We start from the raw sequence: 15,261 nt of genomic DNA on the forward strand, positions 1-15,261 counted from the left end.
GCAAAAAAGAGTTAAATTTGCTTGATTTTTTGTGGCTCTTGCGGTATATTTTAATAATGGAAGTGTGAATTCTAATATATATGAGCGCACAGATTTCCATTGTCAAAATATACCATAAAAAATGTCAATAATCAAACGCCAAGGCTGAAAAAAACCGAAAATTTTGTAAAGATTTATGTAAAATAAATTTGGGCGATCGGCACCAGCCAAAAACAACCTTAACTATTAATAGCACAACCAGGATCTGAGGTATACACGATTCCCAATTCCCAATTCCCAATTCCCCATTCCCAATTCCCAATTCCCAATTACGTTAATGCTTTATCTAAAAAACTTAGTCTATCATCCTACAGCCTGTCCCAATGCTATTCTAAAAAATATCAACTTAGAACTGCCATCGCAACAAATGGGGCTGATTGTCGGCCGTAGCGGTTCCGGCAAAAGTACGCTCTTAGAAATATTAGCAGGTTTAGCAGAAAAAACTAGCGGCGACATCCGCTGGCGCGAACAAGAATTAACACCGGAACACTTGCAACAGTTAGGAGGTTTAGTGTTCCAGTTTCCTGAAAGACATTTTTGTGGGGGGACAATTTTAGAAGAATTGCGACTGGGACATCCCGAATTGGGACAAGAACAAATTCACTCAGCGATGAAAGAAGTTGGGTTGGCACATTTGCCGCTGCGCGCTTCTCCCCACGCTTTAAGTGGCGGACAACAGCGCCGGGTGGCCCTGGCGGTGCAGCTAATTCGCCAGCCGCATTTGCTACTTTTGGACGAACCGACGGCGGGTTTGGATTGGTCGATGCGCCGACAGTTGGTAAGCTTGTTGGGTAAGTTGAAAAATCACTGGACTTTGTTGATTGTTACTCACGATGCTAGCGATTTGTTGAGCGTTGCTGATAAGTTTTGGACGTTAGATCACGGGGATTTGCAGGAGGTCGATCGCGCGAAGTTAGAGGCTAAGGAAGCAAGTTGTGTGAGTCAGTAGGCAGTTGACAGTTGACAGTTGACAGTTGTGCGAGGTTAAGAAGTCGCAAACTTTGTCATTAGTTCTTTCGATGGTTATTAGAAGATGAACCAGACAGAAATTATGATGTTACCCCAAATGAATGAATTGTGGCAAAAAACGCTGAATTGGGAGCCGGATGAGTCGCAGCAGCAACAATTTCAGCGGCTTTATGAGTTAATTGTTGAAGGCAATCGTTCCTTGAATTTAACTCGAATTATTGAGCCGATCGAGTTTTGGGAAAAACATTTGTGGGATTCTCTGCGGGGAATTGCGAGACTGCTGCCGGTTAATCACAATTCGCCGGAAAATAACGATTTTCCCGTTGAGTCCCCGCTCAAAGCGATCGATATCGGGACTGGTGCGGGTTTTCCTGGTTTGCCGATCGCGATCGCCCTTCCACATTTATCAGTCACTCTCCTGGATTCTACTCGCAAGAAAATTACTTTCTTGGACACGGTTTTGCCGTCTTTAGGGATCAAAAATGCTACGACTTTGCTGGGCAGATCCGATGAAATTGCCCGACAACCGCAGCACAGACAAGCTTACGATATCGCATTTCTGAGGGCAGTTGGAGCAGCTTCTCTGTGCGCTAAATACGCGCTACCTTTCCTGAAAAACGGCGGTTTGGCGGTACTTTACCGGGGAAATTGGACGGTAGAGGAAGAGGAAGAGTTGCAAAGTGCGATCGAGCGTTTGGGCGGTACGCTTGAGTCAGTCGAATCATTCACCACGCCTGCGAGTCAGGGCGCGCGCCACTGCCTTTATTTGCGGAAAACTGTACAGAAGCTCGATCGCCCGATTCGCTAGCGGAAGCCATTTTAGATACAATAGCGGTTGAAACAACCGCCACTGTATCTTTGTTAAACTAACCGATCGCCTTTTCGTAGCGTTTGTTAATTTCCGCCCAATTAACCACGTTCCACCACGCTTTTAAGTAGTCTGCACGCAGGTTTTGGTATTTGAGATAATAAGCGTGTTCCCAAACATCATTGCCCATAATGGGATAGTTGCCATCACTGAAAGGACTGTCTTGATTGCCAGTAGTTGTAATCTCAAGTTTACCAGCTTTATTGCGAACTAGCCACACCCAACCGCTGCCAAAACGCTTAGTACCAGCCTCGTTGAATTTGGCTTTAAAATCCTCAACACTGCCGAAATTTTGCTTAATTGCTGTGGCAATTGCTCCTGTGGGTTCGCCGCCGCCTTTGGGACTCATGATTTCCCAAAACATACTGTGATTGAGGTGTCCGCCGCCATTATTGCGTACAGTTGTGCGAATATCTTCCGGCACTTTGCTCAAGTCTTTGAGCATATTTTCAACACTCACGTTTTTAAGATTCGGGTATTTATTGACAGCATCGTTGAGGTTTTTAACGTAAGCTGCGTGGTGTTTGTCGTGGTGAAATTGCATTGTCCGCGCATCGATGTGCGGTTCTAAAGCGTTGTATTCGTAAGGCAGAGGCGGTAGTGTAAAAAGCCCGGGAGTTTGGGCTATTTTTGGGCTTTCTGGGGATGGACTTGCTTGCGCTACACTATTGCCTGACGCTTGGCAAGCACCTGCGGTAATAGCTCCGACGGTGGCTGTTAGCAAATACAAGAAATCTCGGCGTTGGAGTGTCATAAAAGATCCCTAAGTGAATTATTAACTGTTTTATCTCAGATTAAAGCAAAAGGGGAGGAAGTTGGGAAAAAAATTATAAAATCGTAAATATACCTAATTAAACTTAAAATACAACTCGCGCTCAAGCTTGCTGTGTATATCTTCTTCTTTCCTAATGACTAAGGGTGCATCTGGCGCAAGGAAGAGGGCGAAGCATGACCGCATATAAGTTATTAGTTATCATCTCATATTGACTGCGGTCATGCTTCGCCCCTACGGATATATTTGCCTTGCGCCAGATGCACCCAATGACTAATCACTACCCTTCGGCTTCGCGAGCTGACTAATGACTAATGACTAATGACTACTGACTTATCGCCCGAATGGATGAGAAGGATGGGTGATGTTGGTAAGAACAACTCAAGTATAGGCTAATGAGGTACGCGTGCATAAGTCTCACGTGTTCCGGCTCACAAACCCGGTTTCTGTCTCGAAACCGGGTTTTTTATATTATTCTTGGGATAAGCGTTGCACGGCTTCGCCTCCAAAAAGTCGATCGGCTGCTTGCAATATACTAGGAATTTTCGCAGCGTGGGGGCTGTGGGCGAGACAGCGGCGCAAGTCTAATTCGTCGAGGCGATCGGCTTTTTTGCCCGGAAACCAGTGGCTGGCGTTACCCAAAAGGTTGTAGCGCATCTTGCAATAGTCGATCGCATCGTAAGCATTCGCCAAATTCCACAGCCACAAAATCACTCGAATGTTAACCTCTCCGGGAGTATTTTCGATAGTTGGCAAACCGAAGTCCCAAGTCTTAAACCAATCTTCTCCTAATTTATCAATTGCTGCATTTTCCAGCCTTGCTAATATCGGCGGCAAAATTTCATCAGCTTTATCTAACAATTCTACAGCTTTTAGATGCTCGTTAAAATCTTCAGGTTTTGCTGCACCCACGCTCAAAGTATGTACTTGCGGGTGCGACAAACAAAATAAATCATTAAACACCATTGGACTCAGCGGATAGCACAAGTCTACCAACTTTTGGGGCGGATTGTAAAGTTGACCGCCTTTGTCGGAAGGACTGATAATAAAAACGCCCATGTCGTGACGTTTGGCTGCTTCAATTGCGGGCCAATTATTTTGATTGATGTAGTACCAGTGCAAGTTAAGATAATCGAATTGATTGGTTTCAATAGTTTTGACAATCACATCCGTAGGGCCGTGAGTTGAAAAACCAATAAACCGAACTTTGCCTTCTGCTTGCAATTTTTTTGCCACATCCAAGCAGCCGCCCGGGCGCATAGAATCCTCTAGAAATTCCCAGGTATTAATGCCGTGTATGGAAAATAAATCGACGTATTCTAGCTGTAAATAAGCTAAGGATTTATCAAATTCTTCGCGAAATGCCTCGGAGTTGGCTTGAGGACAAACTTTTGTTTGTACTATCAACTTTTCGCGAGGGAACTGCGGCAAAATCCACCCCAACTGCATCTCAGAAGTGCCGTAACCGCGAGCAGTTTCTATGTGATTGATACCGCATTCGATTGAGTAGCGAATTGTCGATTCTAGATTTTGTTGATTGTCTGGTGGAATCTCATTTGCTGGCACATCTTGCCATTTGTGGTGATATCTCATGCCGCCACAGGAAAAGACGGGCATGGATAATTCTGTGCGGCCGAATCTGCGATATTGCACGATCAAAATAGAGATACGAATTTATACTATTATAGCAATTTTGAAGTGAGTGAGGTGGGAATTGGGAATTGGGAATTGGGAATTGGGAATTGGGAATTGGGAATTGGGAATTGGGAATTGGGAATTGGGAATTGGGAATTGGGAATTGGTAATATCATGTCCTCTTGATTGCCATAACAAAAACGGTTTGTAGTACGGACTTAAGTCCGCACTACGAACGAATTTTAATGCGGTTAATCGATCGGACATGATATAAAAAGCTTGAGTAGCTAATTAACCGTAGGGTGCTTCAGGCTGAATATTCTTGAGTAGACTGCTAAACTTTTCCTTCCTGATTCACCCTACTATAACTATTTAGAAATTTCCCGCACTACAGGTTTGCCGTCCTTAATTTCGCCTACTAAAACCAAATCTGTACAATTGACAAACAAGCCATTTTCTAACACGCCTGGAATGTTATTCAAAGTTTTTTCTAATTCCGCAGGATTGTCAAGGTTATCAAATTGAACGTCGATTACCATATTACCTTGGTCGGTAATTACCGGGCCTGCTTTTCTGATTCCCATGCGGAGTTCTGGTTTACCGCCCAATTTTTCAATGGCGCGAGTAACGGGGGTAATTGCCATCGGTATAACTTCGATGGGGACGCGAAAAGTCGAACCCAATTTATCTACCATTTTGGAACTGTCAACTACTACAATAAACTGAGCAGCGAGACAATCGACTACTTTTTCGCGGGTGTGGGCGGCGCCACCACCTTTAATTAAGTTGAGGTGCGGATCTACTTCGTCAGCGCCGTCAATGGCTACGTCAATTCTGTCAATTTCGTCGAGGGTTGTCAGCGGTACTCCGTACTGTTTGGCTAATACTTCTGATTGAAAGGATGTGGGAACTCCTTTGATATCTTTGAGTTCGCCTGATTTTATGCGATCGCCCAATGCTTGAATAGTATAAGCTGTAGTTGACCCCGTGCCGAGTCCGACAATCATACCAGATTTTACGCGATCGGCAGCAGCAAAGCCAACTTGCTGTTTCATCAATTTTACGGGGTCTTGTTCTGTGGTCATGTTCGGTAATCCTCAATAGCTTTAAGATTATACCATTTATTATGGATTTTTTTAACCGCAGAGAGCGCAGAGAACGCAGAGAGTAAGAAGCAGAAGAGACGGCACTCGCAAATTGTTTCAAGTGGGAAATTCTCTCTTTCTTCTCTGCGCCCTCTGCGCCCTCTGTGGTTAAAAAAATCTAGTTCACAAATCGGCGGATAATTGCCATAATGAAAATCGGATTTCTCGATACCTACACTTGGGATTACAACATTGAAACTCCTTACCGCGAACCTTTGGGCGGCACTCAGTCGGCTATTTGTTATTTAGCTGAGGCGTTGGCAGCCCTGGGAAATGAGGTATTTCTACTCAACAATACTTCGGAACCGGGGATGTGGCGCGGGGTTGATTGCAGGCTGCGGGTGGCGGACAGTGCTAATTTGGAATTATTGCGATCGCTCGATTTTTTGGTTGTAGTCAATATAGTTGGTAAGGCACTGGAAATTAAGCCTTTTTTGGGCGCGCACACTAAATTGATTTTGTGGATTCATAACGAACCAGGCTTTGTTTTTCTCCAAGATTTCCAGAATGTTCAAGAAATTAATGTTTGTGATGCTTTTGTTTTTGTCAGCGACTGGCAGCGCGAGCAATTTCATACTTGTTTTGGGATTGATTTAAATCGTAGTTGTGTTTTGAGAAATGCGATTGCACCTTGTTTTGCTAACATTTTTGCCGATAATATTTCGATCCAATCTCAAAAATCTCGACCGCCCATTCTAGCTTACACTAGCACTCCATTTCGCGGACTGGATATTTTATTAAATGTTTTTCCCGAAATTCGTCAAGCTGTCCCCGGAACCAGATTAAAAGTATTTTCTAGCATGAAAGTACACCAAATAGACGACAATGATAATCAGCTTTGTTTCGATCAACTTTACGAAGAGTGTCAGGAAATAGAAGGTGTCGAGTATGTCGGTTCGGTACCGCAACCCGAACTTGTCCGGCAACTGCGTTCAGTCGCGGTTTTAGCTTACCCGAATAGCTATTTAGAAACGTCATCGATTGCGGTGATGGAGGCGATGGCTAGCGGTTGCCGCATTGTGACGAGTGAATTGGCAGCTTTGCCGGAAACAACGGCTGGATTTGCGCGTCTAGTTTCTATGTCAGGGGTGGAAAATTTGGCATCGGTAACTGATTGGAAGCGTGCAGGTACACCGGATTGGGAGGGATATACAAGGCGGTTTTTAGATGCGACAGTCGAAGTTTTAAAAGAGTTTACGGGTACGGGCGGTGCAATTGCTGAAACTCATCTGAGACAGCAGGTAGAATATATCAATCGAGGGTCTACTTGGTCTGTGCGAGCCCGAGAGTGGGTAGAATGGCTGAATAGTATTAGTGTAAAACCTGTAAGAGTGGCAGAGCAAATGATCCAAGAGTTTTTGGTGGATTTAGAATCAGCTCAAACATATTTTGTCAAGGGAAATCGCCTGAAAGATAGAGGAGATCTCGGTGGCGCCATCGAGAGTTATCAGAAAGCTTTAGAGTGCAATCCCAAAGATGCGGAAGTTCATAAAAAGTTGGCGGAAGTTTATGTTTTGCAAGGAGAATTCGATCGCGCGATCGCCCAATGCAACCTCGCCATCAAATTTCAACCGAATTTTGCTCCCGCGTACCTGACAGCGGGCAATGCCCTGCACGGCCAAAACCAGCTAGAAATGGCAATTCAAGCTTATTTGCAAGCTTTAAAACTTCAGCCGGATTTAGCAGAAGCCAGCGCGAATCTTGGCAGTATGTATTACAAGTTAGGGCAATTGGGACAGGCGGCAAAGGCTTACCAACAAGCTCTTGCTATTAATCCCGGTTTGTGCTCGGTGAATTTGATGCTAGCCAGCGTTTTGCAGCAGCAAGGAAAGTTAGATGCGGCTATTGCTTGCTGTCAAAAAGTGCTGCAACTGCAACCGGAAAATGCCAGCGCTGCGGAAATTTTATCCAGTTTAACCGCACAAAAACAGCAAGAAACTACCGATAGCAAATTTCTCGCATTAGAAACAGAATCTGACGAGCAACAACCAGTATCTGTCAACAAAGATGAAGGCTATGGATTGCAGCCTTCGAGTATCAATTTGCCACCAGCACCTAATCCTGAAAATTTAAATACTCCGTTTACCAACCCTGCTGAAGTTTCCGAACAAGTTACCTCGCTGAATGTTCCAGATATCACACAAGTTGCTAATTTTCAAGAAGTAGAACAGTACAAAAAACTGGCAGAAAACTTTTTAGTTAAAGGGAAAATTCAAGAGGCGATCGCAGCGTGCCACCAAGCTATCAAAATTAGACCTGATTATACCCATGCTTATGTAACTTTAGGCAATGCTTTGCAAGCGGTTGGTAAAATGGAAGCTGCGATTCGATCGTATTCTCAAGCCTTAGAATTGCAGCCAAATTTTGCGGAAGTGCGCGCCAACATCGGCAGTATGTATTTCAAAATGGGTCGTTTGGAAGAGGCGATCGCCCATTACCAACAAGCGATCGCCCTGAGTCCAGATTTAGCGGGCGCTCACTGGAATTTAGGCAAAGTATATCACAAACATGGCAACATCGACGCTGCGATCGCCTGTTTTCAGAGAACATCCGAACTCAACCCGCAGCTTGTCGGCGCCGACTTCCACTTCAACTTAGGAAACCGACTGTTTAGTCAAGGCAAGCGCGACGAAGCCATCGAAAGCTACCAAAAGGCGATCGCCATTAAACCGGATTGGGCAGAGGCCTATGGTAACATCGCCAGCGCGCGATCGCAGCAAGGAAATCTCGACGCTGCCATCGTCGCATACCAGCAAGCTGTAGCTTTAAAACCCGAATTAGAAGTGCTGCACTTCAATTTAGCCAATTCTTTCATGCAGCAATACAACTACGAAGCAGCGATTGCTAATTATCAAAATACTCTGAAAATTAAGCCCGATTGGCCGGAAGTTCACGCGAACATCGGCAGTTGTTTGTCCATGCAGGGCCTGCTGGAAGAAGCTTTAGCCAGCTATCAGCAAGCTTTGGCCTTAAAACCGGATTGGGCAGAGGTTTACTGCCGGATGGGACACATTCAGAAGCAAGATAAGCCGTTGGAGGCGATCGCATATTTTGAAAAGGCGATCGAATGCAACCCCAAATACAGCGAAGCCCACCAACAACTGTGCGACTTGCTAAGCCACTCCACCAACCTCGCCAGAGCCCGCAGCGTCGCCGACAAATACTGCGAATTCTGCGGTGAAAATGCCCCAGTCATGTCAGCCACAGCCTACGTCTTTTCCTACCTCCAATCAGGAGTCAGCAAACAGGCAATTCAGAAACTCGAAGAAATCGAAAAACTCTGCTACGAAAAAGTCGAAACCTTTAGCGTCATCGAACTCAAACTGCTTTACGAAATCTTCCTGTTTGCAGTTTCCCACCTCCGAGACAACCGCGAAAAAAATGCCAGTTTCTACCGACTAATTGCCAAAGAATACTACCAAAAAGCCGTCCCGCAGCGACAGCAAGCCAACAGAATCAAATCCGCAAATTATTTAACCAAACAACAGCCATTAAAAATCGGCTTCCTTTCCAAACACTTCCGCCGCCACTCCGTAGGCTGGTGCAGCGAAGCCTTAATCCGCGAATTAAGTCGCATTACTCCCCACGTTCATCTTTACGTGACAGGTAAACTCAACCGAGACGAAGTTACACAGCGGTTTGAAGAAATGGCCGGCAAGTTTTACTGGCCGAAAAAATATCCCAACGGTTTTGCTGACGGTGGCGAAATCTTCGCCGAAGTAGTCCAAGACGATTTGGATGTTTTAATAGACTTAGACTCCATGACAGTACCGACAAATGTCGAAGTTTTGTACCAATATCCGGCGGGGATTTGCGTTTCTTGGTTGGGGTTCGACGCGCCATACATTTCGGAGAATCACTACTTTCTGTGCGACGAACACACTCATCCCCCAGGTGTTGACAAAAATTACTTAGAACAGTTAGTGAGATTGCCTAATTGTTCGGTAGCAATTGGCGAACTGCAAAGCATTCCTGTGAATCGAGAGGCGATTAGAAATGCCCTCGGGATTGGCTTGGATCAAATGGCTTATCTCTGTGTCGCTCCGGGCAGAAAAACTAATCCTGAAATGGTGCAAGCTCAAGTTAGAATACTTAAGCAAGTACCAGATAGTATGTTGATTCGCAAAGGTCAAGGCGATCCGGATATAATTCATAGCACATACCGCGAAGAATGCGATATTCAGGGAGTAGATTTTGAACGGATTAAGTTTATCGGCCAAACCCGAAGTGAAGAAGAACATCGCGCTATTTATTATGTAGCCGACGTGTTGTTAGATTCCTATCCTTACAACGGCGGGACTCACAATTTAGAGGCTTTGTGGGCGAATTTGCCAGTAGTAACGAGATCCGGCGACCAATATCTTTCACGAATGGGTTATGCTTTTCTCAAAAGTGCAAATCTCGATGTGGGTGCAGCTTGGAGTTGGGAAGAATACACGCAGTGGGGAGTTAAGTTTGGGCGCGATGCTGGTTTGAGAAATGCGGTGAAAGAGCATTTAATTAAGTCTAAGCAGTCTGAAAATCTTGCGCCTTTGTGGAATCCCAAACAGTTAGCCCAAGATATGTATGAGGTGTTTCAGAAACTATTAGCTAAATAGGTTAGTCAGTTGACAGTTGACAGTTGACAGTTGACAGTTGTCATTAGTTGTGAACTCTTTCTCCCTTCTCTTCCTCTGTGTCCTCTGCGCCCTCTGCGGTTCAAAAAAAAAGAGATATCAGGTAGAGAAAAGCGATTTCAAGATATTTGTACGCAACCTTCAGTAAATTTTTGTAACAAAATCCGTGAAAATGCGTAAAAATTCCGCGCCGAGTCCGATATATAAATGCTGATTCATAGTACCGCGATCGCCCTAACCTTATGCCGGTTGGCGCGATCGTTTTTTTGTAATTCCTCAACTGCCAACTGCCAACTGCCAACTGCCAACTGTCAACTGCCAACTGCCAACTGCCAACTGCCAACTGCCAACTGACTACTGACAACTGTCAACTGTTAACTCGATCGCGCCCGCCAGACTTAGCCCGATACAGCGCCTTATCAGCAGCTTCAATCAGCATCTTCGGCGAATTTTGACCTTCAGCAATCGTCGCCACCCCCATGCTGAGAGTCACACAATCGGTGACAACAGACTTGAGATGGGGAATTGCCAAAGCTTTGACGCGCCGCCGGATTCCCTCAGCAAAAGCCTGTGCAGCGGCGATATCCGTATTTGGCAAAATTACCCCAAATTCCTCACCACCGTACCTAGCAGCTAAATAAAGGCGTTCTGCGGGTGCGTGGGCGCAAGCATCCCCGATCGCCCGCGCGACTTGTTGCAAACAAGCATCCCCAGCTTGGTGGCCGTAATTGTCGTTATAAAGTTTAAAACAGTCAATATCGCACATGATCAAAGATAGCGGTTCCGCAGTGCTCGACTGCTCCCATTCCCGATTAATCACCTCGTCAAACCGACGGCGGTTAGCTAGCTGAGTCAGACTGTCCAAATTCGCCAACCCGTCCAACCGCTGGTTAGCAGCAGCTAACTGCTGGTAAAGTAAAGATTGTTCGATCGCGATCGCCACTTGAGTAGCCAACTCACTCAGCAAATCCATATCAAACGGCTGCCACTCGCGGGGCGCCGAACAGTGGTGGGCAATCAACAAACCCCACAACTTCGGCACTTGACAAGTAGGATTGCCGTCACGGTGTTCGATTCCCTGCTGCACGATGGGCACCACCAAATTCGCCTTCACCTGACACTCGGCCAAAAAATTGACGTGGCACTCGGCAAAATTAGAAGCCTGAATGTTTTCTACAGCGCGAATTCTGCCCTTTAAATACTGTCCCACATAAGTATTAGCAAAACAGCAATCCTCGATCGCCATCCCCATCAGCGGCATCCATCCTGCGCCCACCGACTCCACCACCACATCCCCGTTCCAATCTGGCCGGAAGCGGAAAATAATCACCCGATCCGTGGCCAAAAACTCCCGCACTTCCGCTACTGTAGTCTTAAGAATATCTTTGAGATCCAGAGAAGAACGGATGCGAGATTGAATTTCGGCGATCAGGCGTTCCCGCTCAACTTGCTGGCGCAGAGCCACTTGCACCTGCTTGCTTTCAGTAATATCTCGACCTTCCGGTAGCAGCAAGACAATTTTACCAGTTTCGTCTGCCACCGGTTTGAGAGAAAAATCGATAGTTGCCGTGCGGTTTACCCCTTGAACCTCCACTTCATAGCGGACAAATTCACCTTTTGCCGATCGAGAAATCGCCTCTTGCAACTGTTCCCGAACTTCCGGAGAACCCCCCCACCAAGGCCCCTGCCAAAACGGTCGATTTGCCACATCCCGCAGCTTAATTCCCGCGAAATCTAGAGAAGTTTGGTTAGATTCCAGCAAAATGCCATCCGGTTTTAGCAAGCTAACAAATTGGAAAGAAGAATCAAAAATTGCCCGAAAGCGCCGTTGAGAATCCCCCAACATTGCCGTCACCTTTTCGCGAGAAGTAATATCGCGGAAGCGCCACACCCTGCCAATAATATTTTGTCCGACTCGAATCGGCTGCGTGTATCGCTCAAAAGTCCGGCCGTCTTTAAAATCGAGAATATCGCAGCCTTCGGACTCCGCATCGCTATAAATTTCTCTCACTCTCTGTAAAAAATCCCTCGGATCTTTAACTTGCCTAGTGAGAAACGTCAGCCGCACCGTTCTATCCAGTGAGTTTCTAACTTCTTCATGAATCCCCCACATTTGAACTAACTTTTCATTAAAACTAATCAATTCTCCGGCGTTAGTAACAGCCAGAATGCCATCTGCCGTCGCTTCCATCGTAGCGTGCAACAAAGAGCGCGATCGTTCTAATTCTGCTGCCATTAATTTGCGTTCCGTGAGATTTCGCACTGCTTTAACCTGCACCAAACGACCTTCGCAAACTACAAATTTGCTACGCACGTCAGCAGGAAAAGCAGTCCCGTCCCGCCTGAGAAAAATCGTTTCGCAGACTGTATTGCTGGGTGCAGAAATCATTTGTGGTGCCATTTTGTAAGATTTTGGCGACAGCAGTTCCAGCAAACTCATTCCCACCATTTCCGCAGGTTCGTAACCGAACAGTTCGGCAAAATCCCTGCTGACGCTCAAAATTGTGTCGCGATCGGCCACGGCAACTGCTTCAAAATAAGCTTCGCATTCGAGCAATTGTGCTGCTGTGCTGCTACCGTGTTCCCCGGCATAGCTGTTGTTCATTAGCTGTTGCATTTGCGTATTTGCCGAATACAGAGCGGCCATTGCCTGCCGATACATAGCAGTACGTTTCTCAACTTTTTCAGTAAGGCGAGCGCGATTTTCTCGCAGTTCTCTTTCGACTCTAATTAAATCTGTAATATCTACTGCAAACACGATAACGCCAGCCACTTGACCTGATTCGTCGCGGTAAGGTATTGTATCTGTCCGCACCCAGCATTTGTGACCGGTGGCAGTTGGCAGCAGTTGGACTTTTCCCAGTTTGGGAACGCCAGAATTGATGACTTCTAAATCTTCTAAATAATATTGTTCTGCTTCGTCTGGATAGATTTCATAAAAAGATTTGCCTTCTAGTTGATTTGCGGGCAAACCTCTCGATGCAGCGGCGGCTTGATTAATTCGCAACAAGCGGCTGTCCGTATCTTTGTACCAAATCATCGCCGGCACCGAATCAAAAATAATTTGCTGTTCTTGGTGCTGGCGGCGCATTTCTGCTTCTACTTGTTTTCTTTTAATTATTTCTTGTTCCAGTTTTTTGTTAGCTTTTTTAAGTTCTGCCGTGCGTCTTTCTACTCTTTCTTCTAGTTGGTCGTAGTATTGACTCAGCATATTTTGCTGCTGTTCGCGCCGCATAGCTTCTAATTTTAAGCTTTCGCTAGCCAACAAACTTGACGATACAAATTCTGCTAAGATTGTAGTTAATTCGTGTTCTTCTTCCGTCCACTGGATGCTGGAACCCCGGCGTTCAGCGCTGACTATTCCAGCCATTTGACCAGCCAGCAAAATCGGTACATTCAACAGGGCAGTCGTACCCCGATCTGCAAAATAAAGACTTGCCAGTTCTCGCGTTCTCGGGTCATTTTCGGCTGCCACCGTTGCGATCGCATTTACGGATTTTAAGGCTTGAAAATACGCCGGACAGTCGGCCGCTGTGATGATTATTTGTACGGAATGGAGTTTGGTATTTTGTTCGTAAAAGTCGATACAGTGAAGCTGGGTTTTGTCTTCCCCGTACAGCCAAATACTGGCTCGATCGCAGTTGACAATACTGACAGCGGTTTCCGTGACTTCGCGGATGAATTCTTCTATATTGTTGCGTTCTTTAAGTTGACTTTTGGCTAATTTTGCGATCGCCAAAGTTGAACGGCGCCAATTGTCCTGAGAATTTGGCGGCGGTGCTACCGGCGCAGCGGCCTTAATTTCTTCGCAAACTAACAGTACCACCGGCCGTTGGAAATTGGCAACTGAGTGACTATCGGTATTTTCGTCTATTTTCCATTCTACCGCAGGCAAAGCGCGCGCCGTTGCTTTTACCCACATAATTTTGCCGTCTTTGCGAGTCAAACAGCCTTCCCAACAGGCGACTTTTGGATTTGACGTACCTTTTGTCGGGTGAACCAATCTCGCAAATTCTGACTGCATTTTCCCTTGATCTTGGCAGTAAAATATGTTAAAAATTGAATGACAAATTAATTCCTGCGACCTGTAGGCGAGGCGAGATTCGCCGAATTGATTGAGGGAAAAAACTCTTCCCAAAGCGTCTAGGACGAAGTAAATGCCCGGAAAATTATCGTAGACAGTTCGATACCAATCCTGTTCGACTTGTTGTTTGGTGGACGAAACTTTCGTGGCCGCGAGATCGTCCCCCGTACCTGTCAAGTGAGAATTGTTGGTTTCTGGGTTCCTTGAATGATTTTTTTTAGCAAACACTTTTAGCTTAACTCGACTGTAATTAATTTTACTTTCTGGAATTTAACTTTCTTGTGAAACTAAATTTAACCTGTTATTTGAAAAAGTTACAACTTGTAACAAAATTACAGCTTTTCCAGCGCGCTGGTTTTCGCTTCCGATGCAACCCCTGTGTTTGTATAGAAGGAAGAGTTGACAGTTGACAGTTGGCAGTTGGCAGTTGGCAGTTGGCAGTTGGCAGTTGGCAGTTGGCAGTTGGCAGTTGGCAGTTGGCAGTTGATAGTTGGCAGTTGGCAGTTGGCAGTTGGCAGTTGGCAGTTGGCAGTTGGCAGTTGGCAGTTGATAGTTGATAGTTGATAGTTGACCGAAAGAAGGAAGACGGAAGACGGAAAACGTTCGAGGGAAGACGGAAAACGTTCGAGGGAAGACGTTCGAGGGAAGACCTTTCATTGCAATCAACCACAAGGGTTTCGGCAATTAAGAACATCTTAACCCTCTTAGCGGTTGCAGTAGTTGCTAGACCGTCTGCGTGCGGGAGATATTTCCTGTGGCGTTGCCGTGTCAGCAGTTAAAACAGCAATTACCCCCTGTGTACTTGTAGTATCCCCGACAATGGAAAAAATTGGCAATCAATTGTTTTAACTAATACGAGTGGGAAGTCCCGCACTCTATCCGTTTACAGGATGAGTGACGGGATGAAAACGAGCAGCAAGCAAATTGAGCGATAGCGAATCCATGATAGAATCGAAATAAGCGGGGATGATAAGAGTAGCCGTGGTGGGCGAACTTTCCGTTGTATAAATGCTAGACACCACCTATCAGTTTCTGACTGGTAGCCCCAAAATCCCTTTCTTGCCGTAAAAGAGCTGATGGATGGGTGAAAAAATCAACAATTCTACTCCTTGGGACACAGGGAGTCTGCCGGA

General features: G+C 45.8%; 10 protein-coding genes. 5 read left to right on the forward strand and 5 right to left on the reverse strand.

All coding sequences use genetic code 11. From position 1 onward, the window contains the following. Positions 1-316 precede the first annotated feature (316 nt). Both JGK14_RS19905 and rsmG read left to right on the forward strand, forming a co-directional pair. Positions 317-988, forward strand: a complete 672-nt coding sequence (locus tag JGK14_RS19905; protein WP_293147764.1) for an ABC transporter ATP-binding protein — start codon at positions 317-319, stop codon at positions 986-988. An 84-nt stretch (positions 989-1,072) separates the two neighbouring features. Then, positions 1,073-1,816, forward strand: a complete 744-nt coding sequence (rsmG, locus tag JGK14_RS19910) for a 16S rRNA (guanine(527)-N(7))-methyltransferase RsmG (protein ID WP_293203495.1) — start codon at positions 1,073-1,075, stop codon at positions 1,814-1,816. A gap of 58 nt (positions 1,817-1,874) precedes the next feature. Here the strand turns inward: rsmG and JGK14_RS19915 are convergent, their stop codons facing one another. Further along, positions 1,875-2,630 carry a Fe-Mn family superoxide dismutase gene (locus JGK14_RS19915; protein WP_293180210.1) on the reverse strand — a complete coding sequence of 252 codons (756 nt, stop codon included), beginning with the start codon at positions 2,628-2,630 and terminating at the stop codon, positions 1,875-1,877. Positions 2,631-3,119: 489 nt separating this feature from the next. Continuing rightward, positions 3,120-4,301, reverse strand: coding sequence for an aldo/keto reductase (locus JGK14_RS19920; protein WP_325315409.1), 1,182 nt, complete (start codon positions 4,299-4,301; stop codon positions 3,120-3,122). Between JGK14_RS19920 and JGK14_RS19925 the strand changes: the two genes are divergently transcribed. After that, positions 4,296-4,469 carry a hypothetical protein gene (locus JGK14_RS19925; RefSeq protein ID WP_293219155.1) on the forward strand — a complete coding sequence of 58 codons (174 nt, stop codon included), beginning with the start codon at positions 4,296-4,298 and terminating at the stop codon, positions 4,467-4,469. The genes JGK14_RS19920 and JGK14_RS19925 overlap by 6 nt on opposite strands. Before the next feature lie 182 nt (positions 4,470-4,651). Here the strand turns inward: JGK14_RS19925 and rpiA are convergent, their stop codons facing one another. Beyond that, the gene (gene rpiA, locus JGK14_RS19930) at positions 4,652-5,368 is read right to left on the reverse strand and encodes a ribose-5-phosphate isomerase RpiA (RefSeq protein ID WP_293180219.1); all 717 of its coding nucleotides are present in this window, start codon (positions 5,366-5,368) and stop codon (positions 4,652-4,654) included. 209 nt (positions 5,369-5,577) lie between these two features. Here rpiA and JGK14_RS19935 point away from each other — a divergent pair, with 209 nt between their 5' ends. Further along, positions 5,578-10,026: a tetratricopeptide repeat protein gene (locus JGK14_RS19935; protein ID WP_325315410.1), complete on the forward strand. Its 4,449-nt coding sequence runs from the start codon at positions 5,578-5,580 to the stop codon at positions 10,024-10,026. A 100-nt stretch (positions 10,027-10,126) separates the two neighbouring features. Here the strand turns inward: JGK14_RS19935 and JGK14_RS19940 are convergent, their stop codons facing one another. Then, positions 10,127-10,408, reverse strand: a complete 282-nt coding sequence (locus JGK14_RS19940) for a hypothetical protein (protein ID WP_325315411.1) — start codon at positions 10,406-10,408, stop codon at positions 10,127-10,129. Between the two features lie 3 nt (positions 10,409-10,411). After that, positions 10,412-14,356, reverse strand: coding sequence for a PAS domain S-box protein (locus tag JGK14_RS19945; protein WP_325315412.1), 3,945 nt, complete (start codon positions 14,354-14,356; stop codon positions 10,412-10,414). A gap of 171 nt (positions 14,357-14,527) precedes the next feature. Between JGK14_RS19945 and JGK14_RS19950 the strand changes: the two genes are divergently transcribed. Further along, on the forward strand, positions 14,528-14,692 hold the full coding sequence (locus JGK14_RS19950; RefSeq protein WP_293198533.1) for a hypothetical protein: 165 nt from the start codon (positions 14,528-14,530) through the stop codon (positions 14,690-14,692). Positions 14,693-15,261: the final 569 nt, after the last annotated feature.

The organism is Microcoleus sp. PH2017_28_MFU_U_A, assembly GCF_020738035.1.
GTDB lineage: Bacteria > Cyanobacteriota > Cyanobacteriia > Cyanobacteriales > Microcoleaceae > Microcoleus.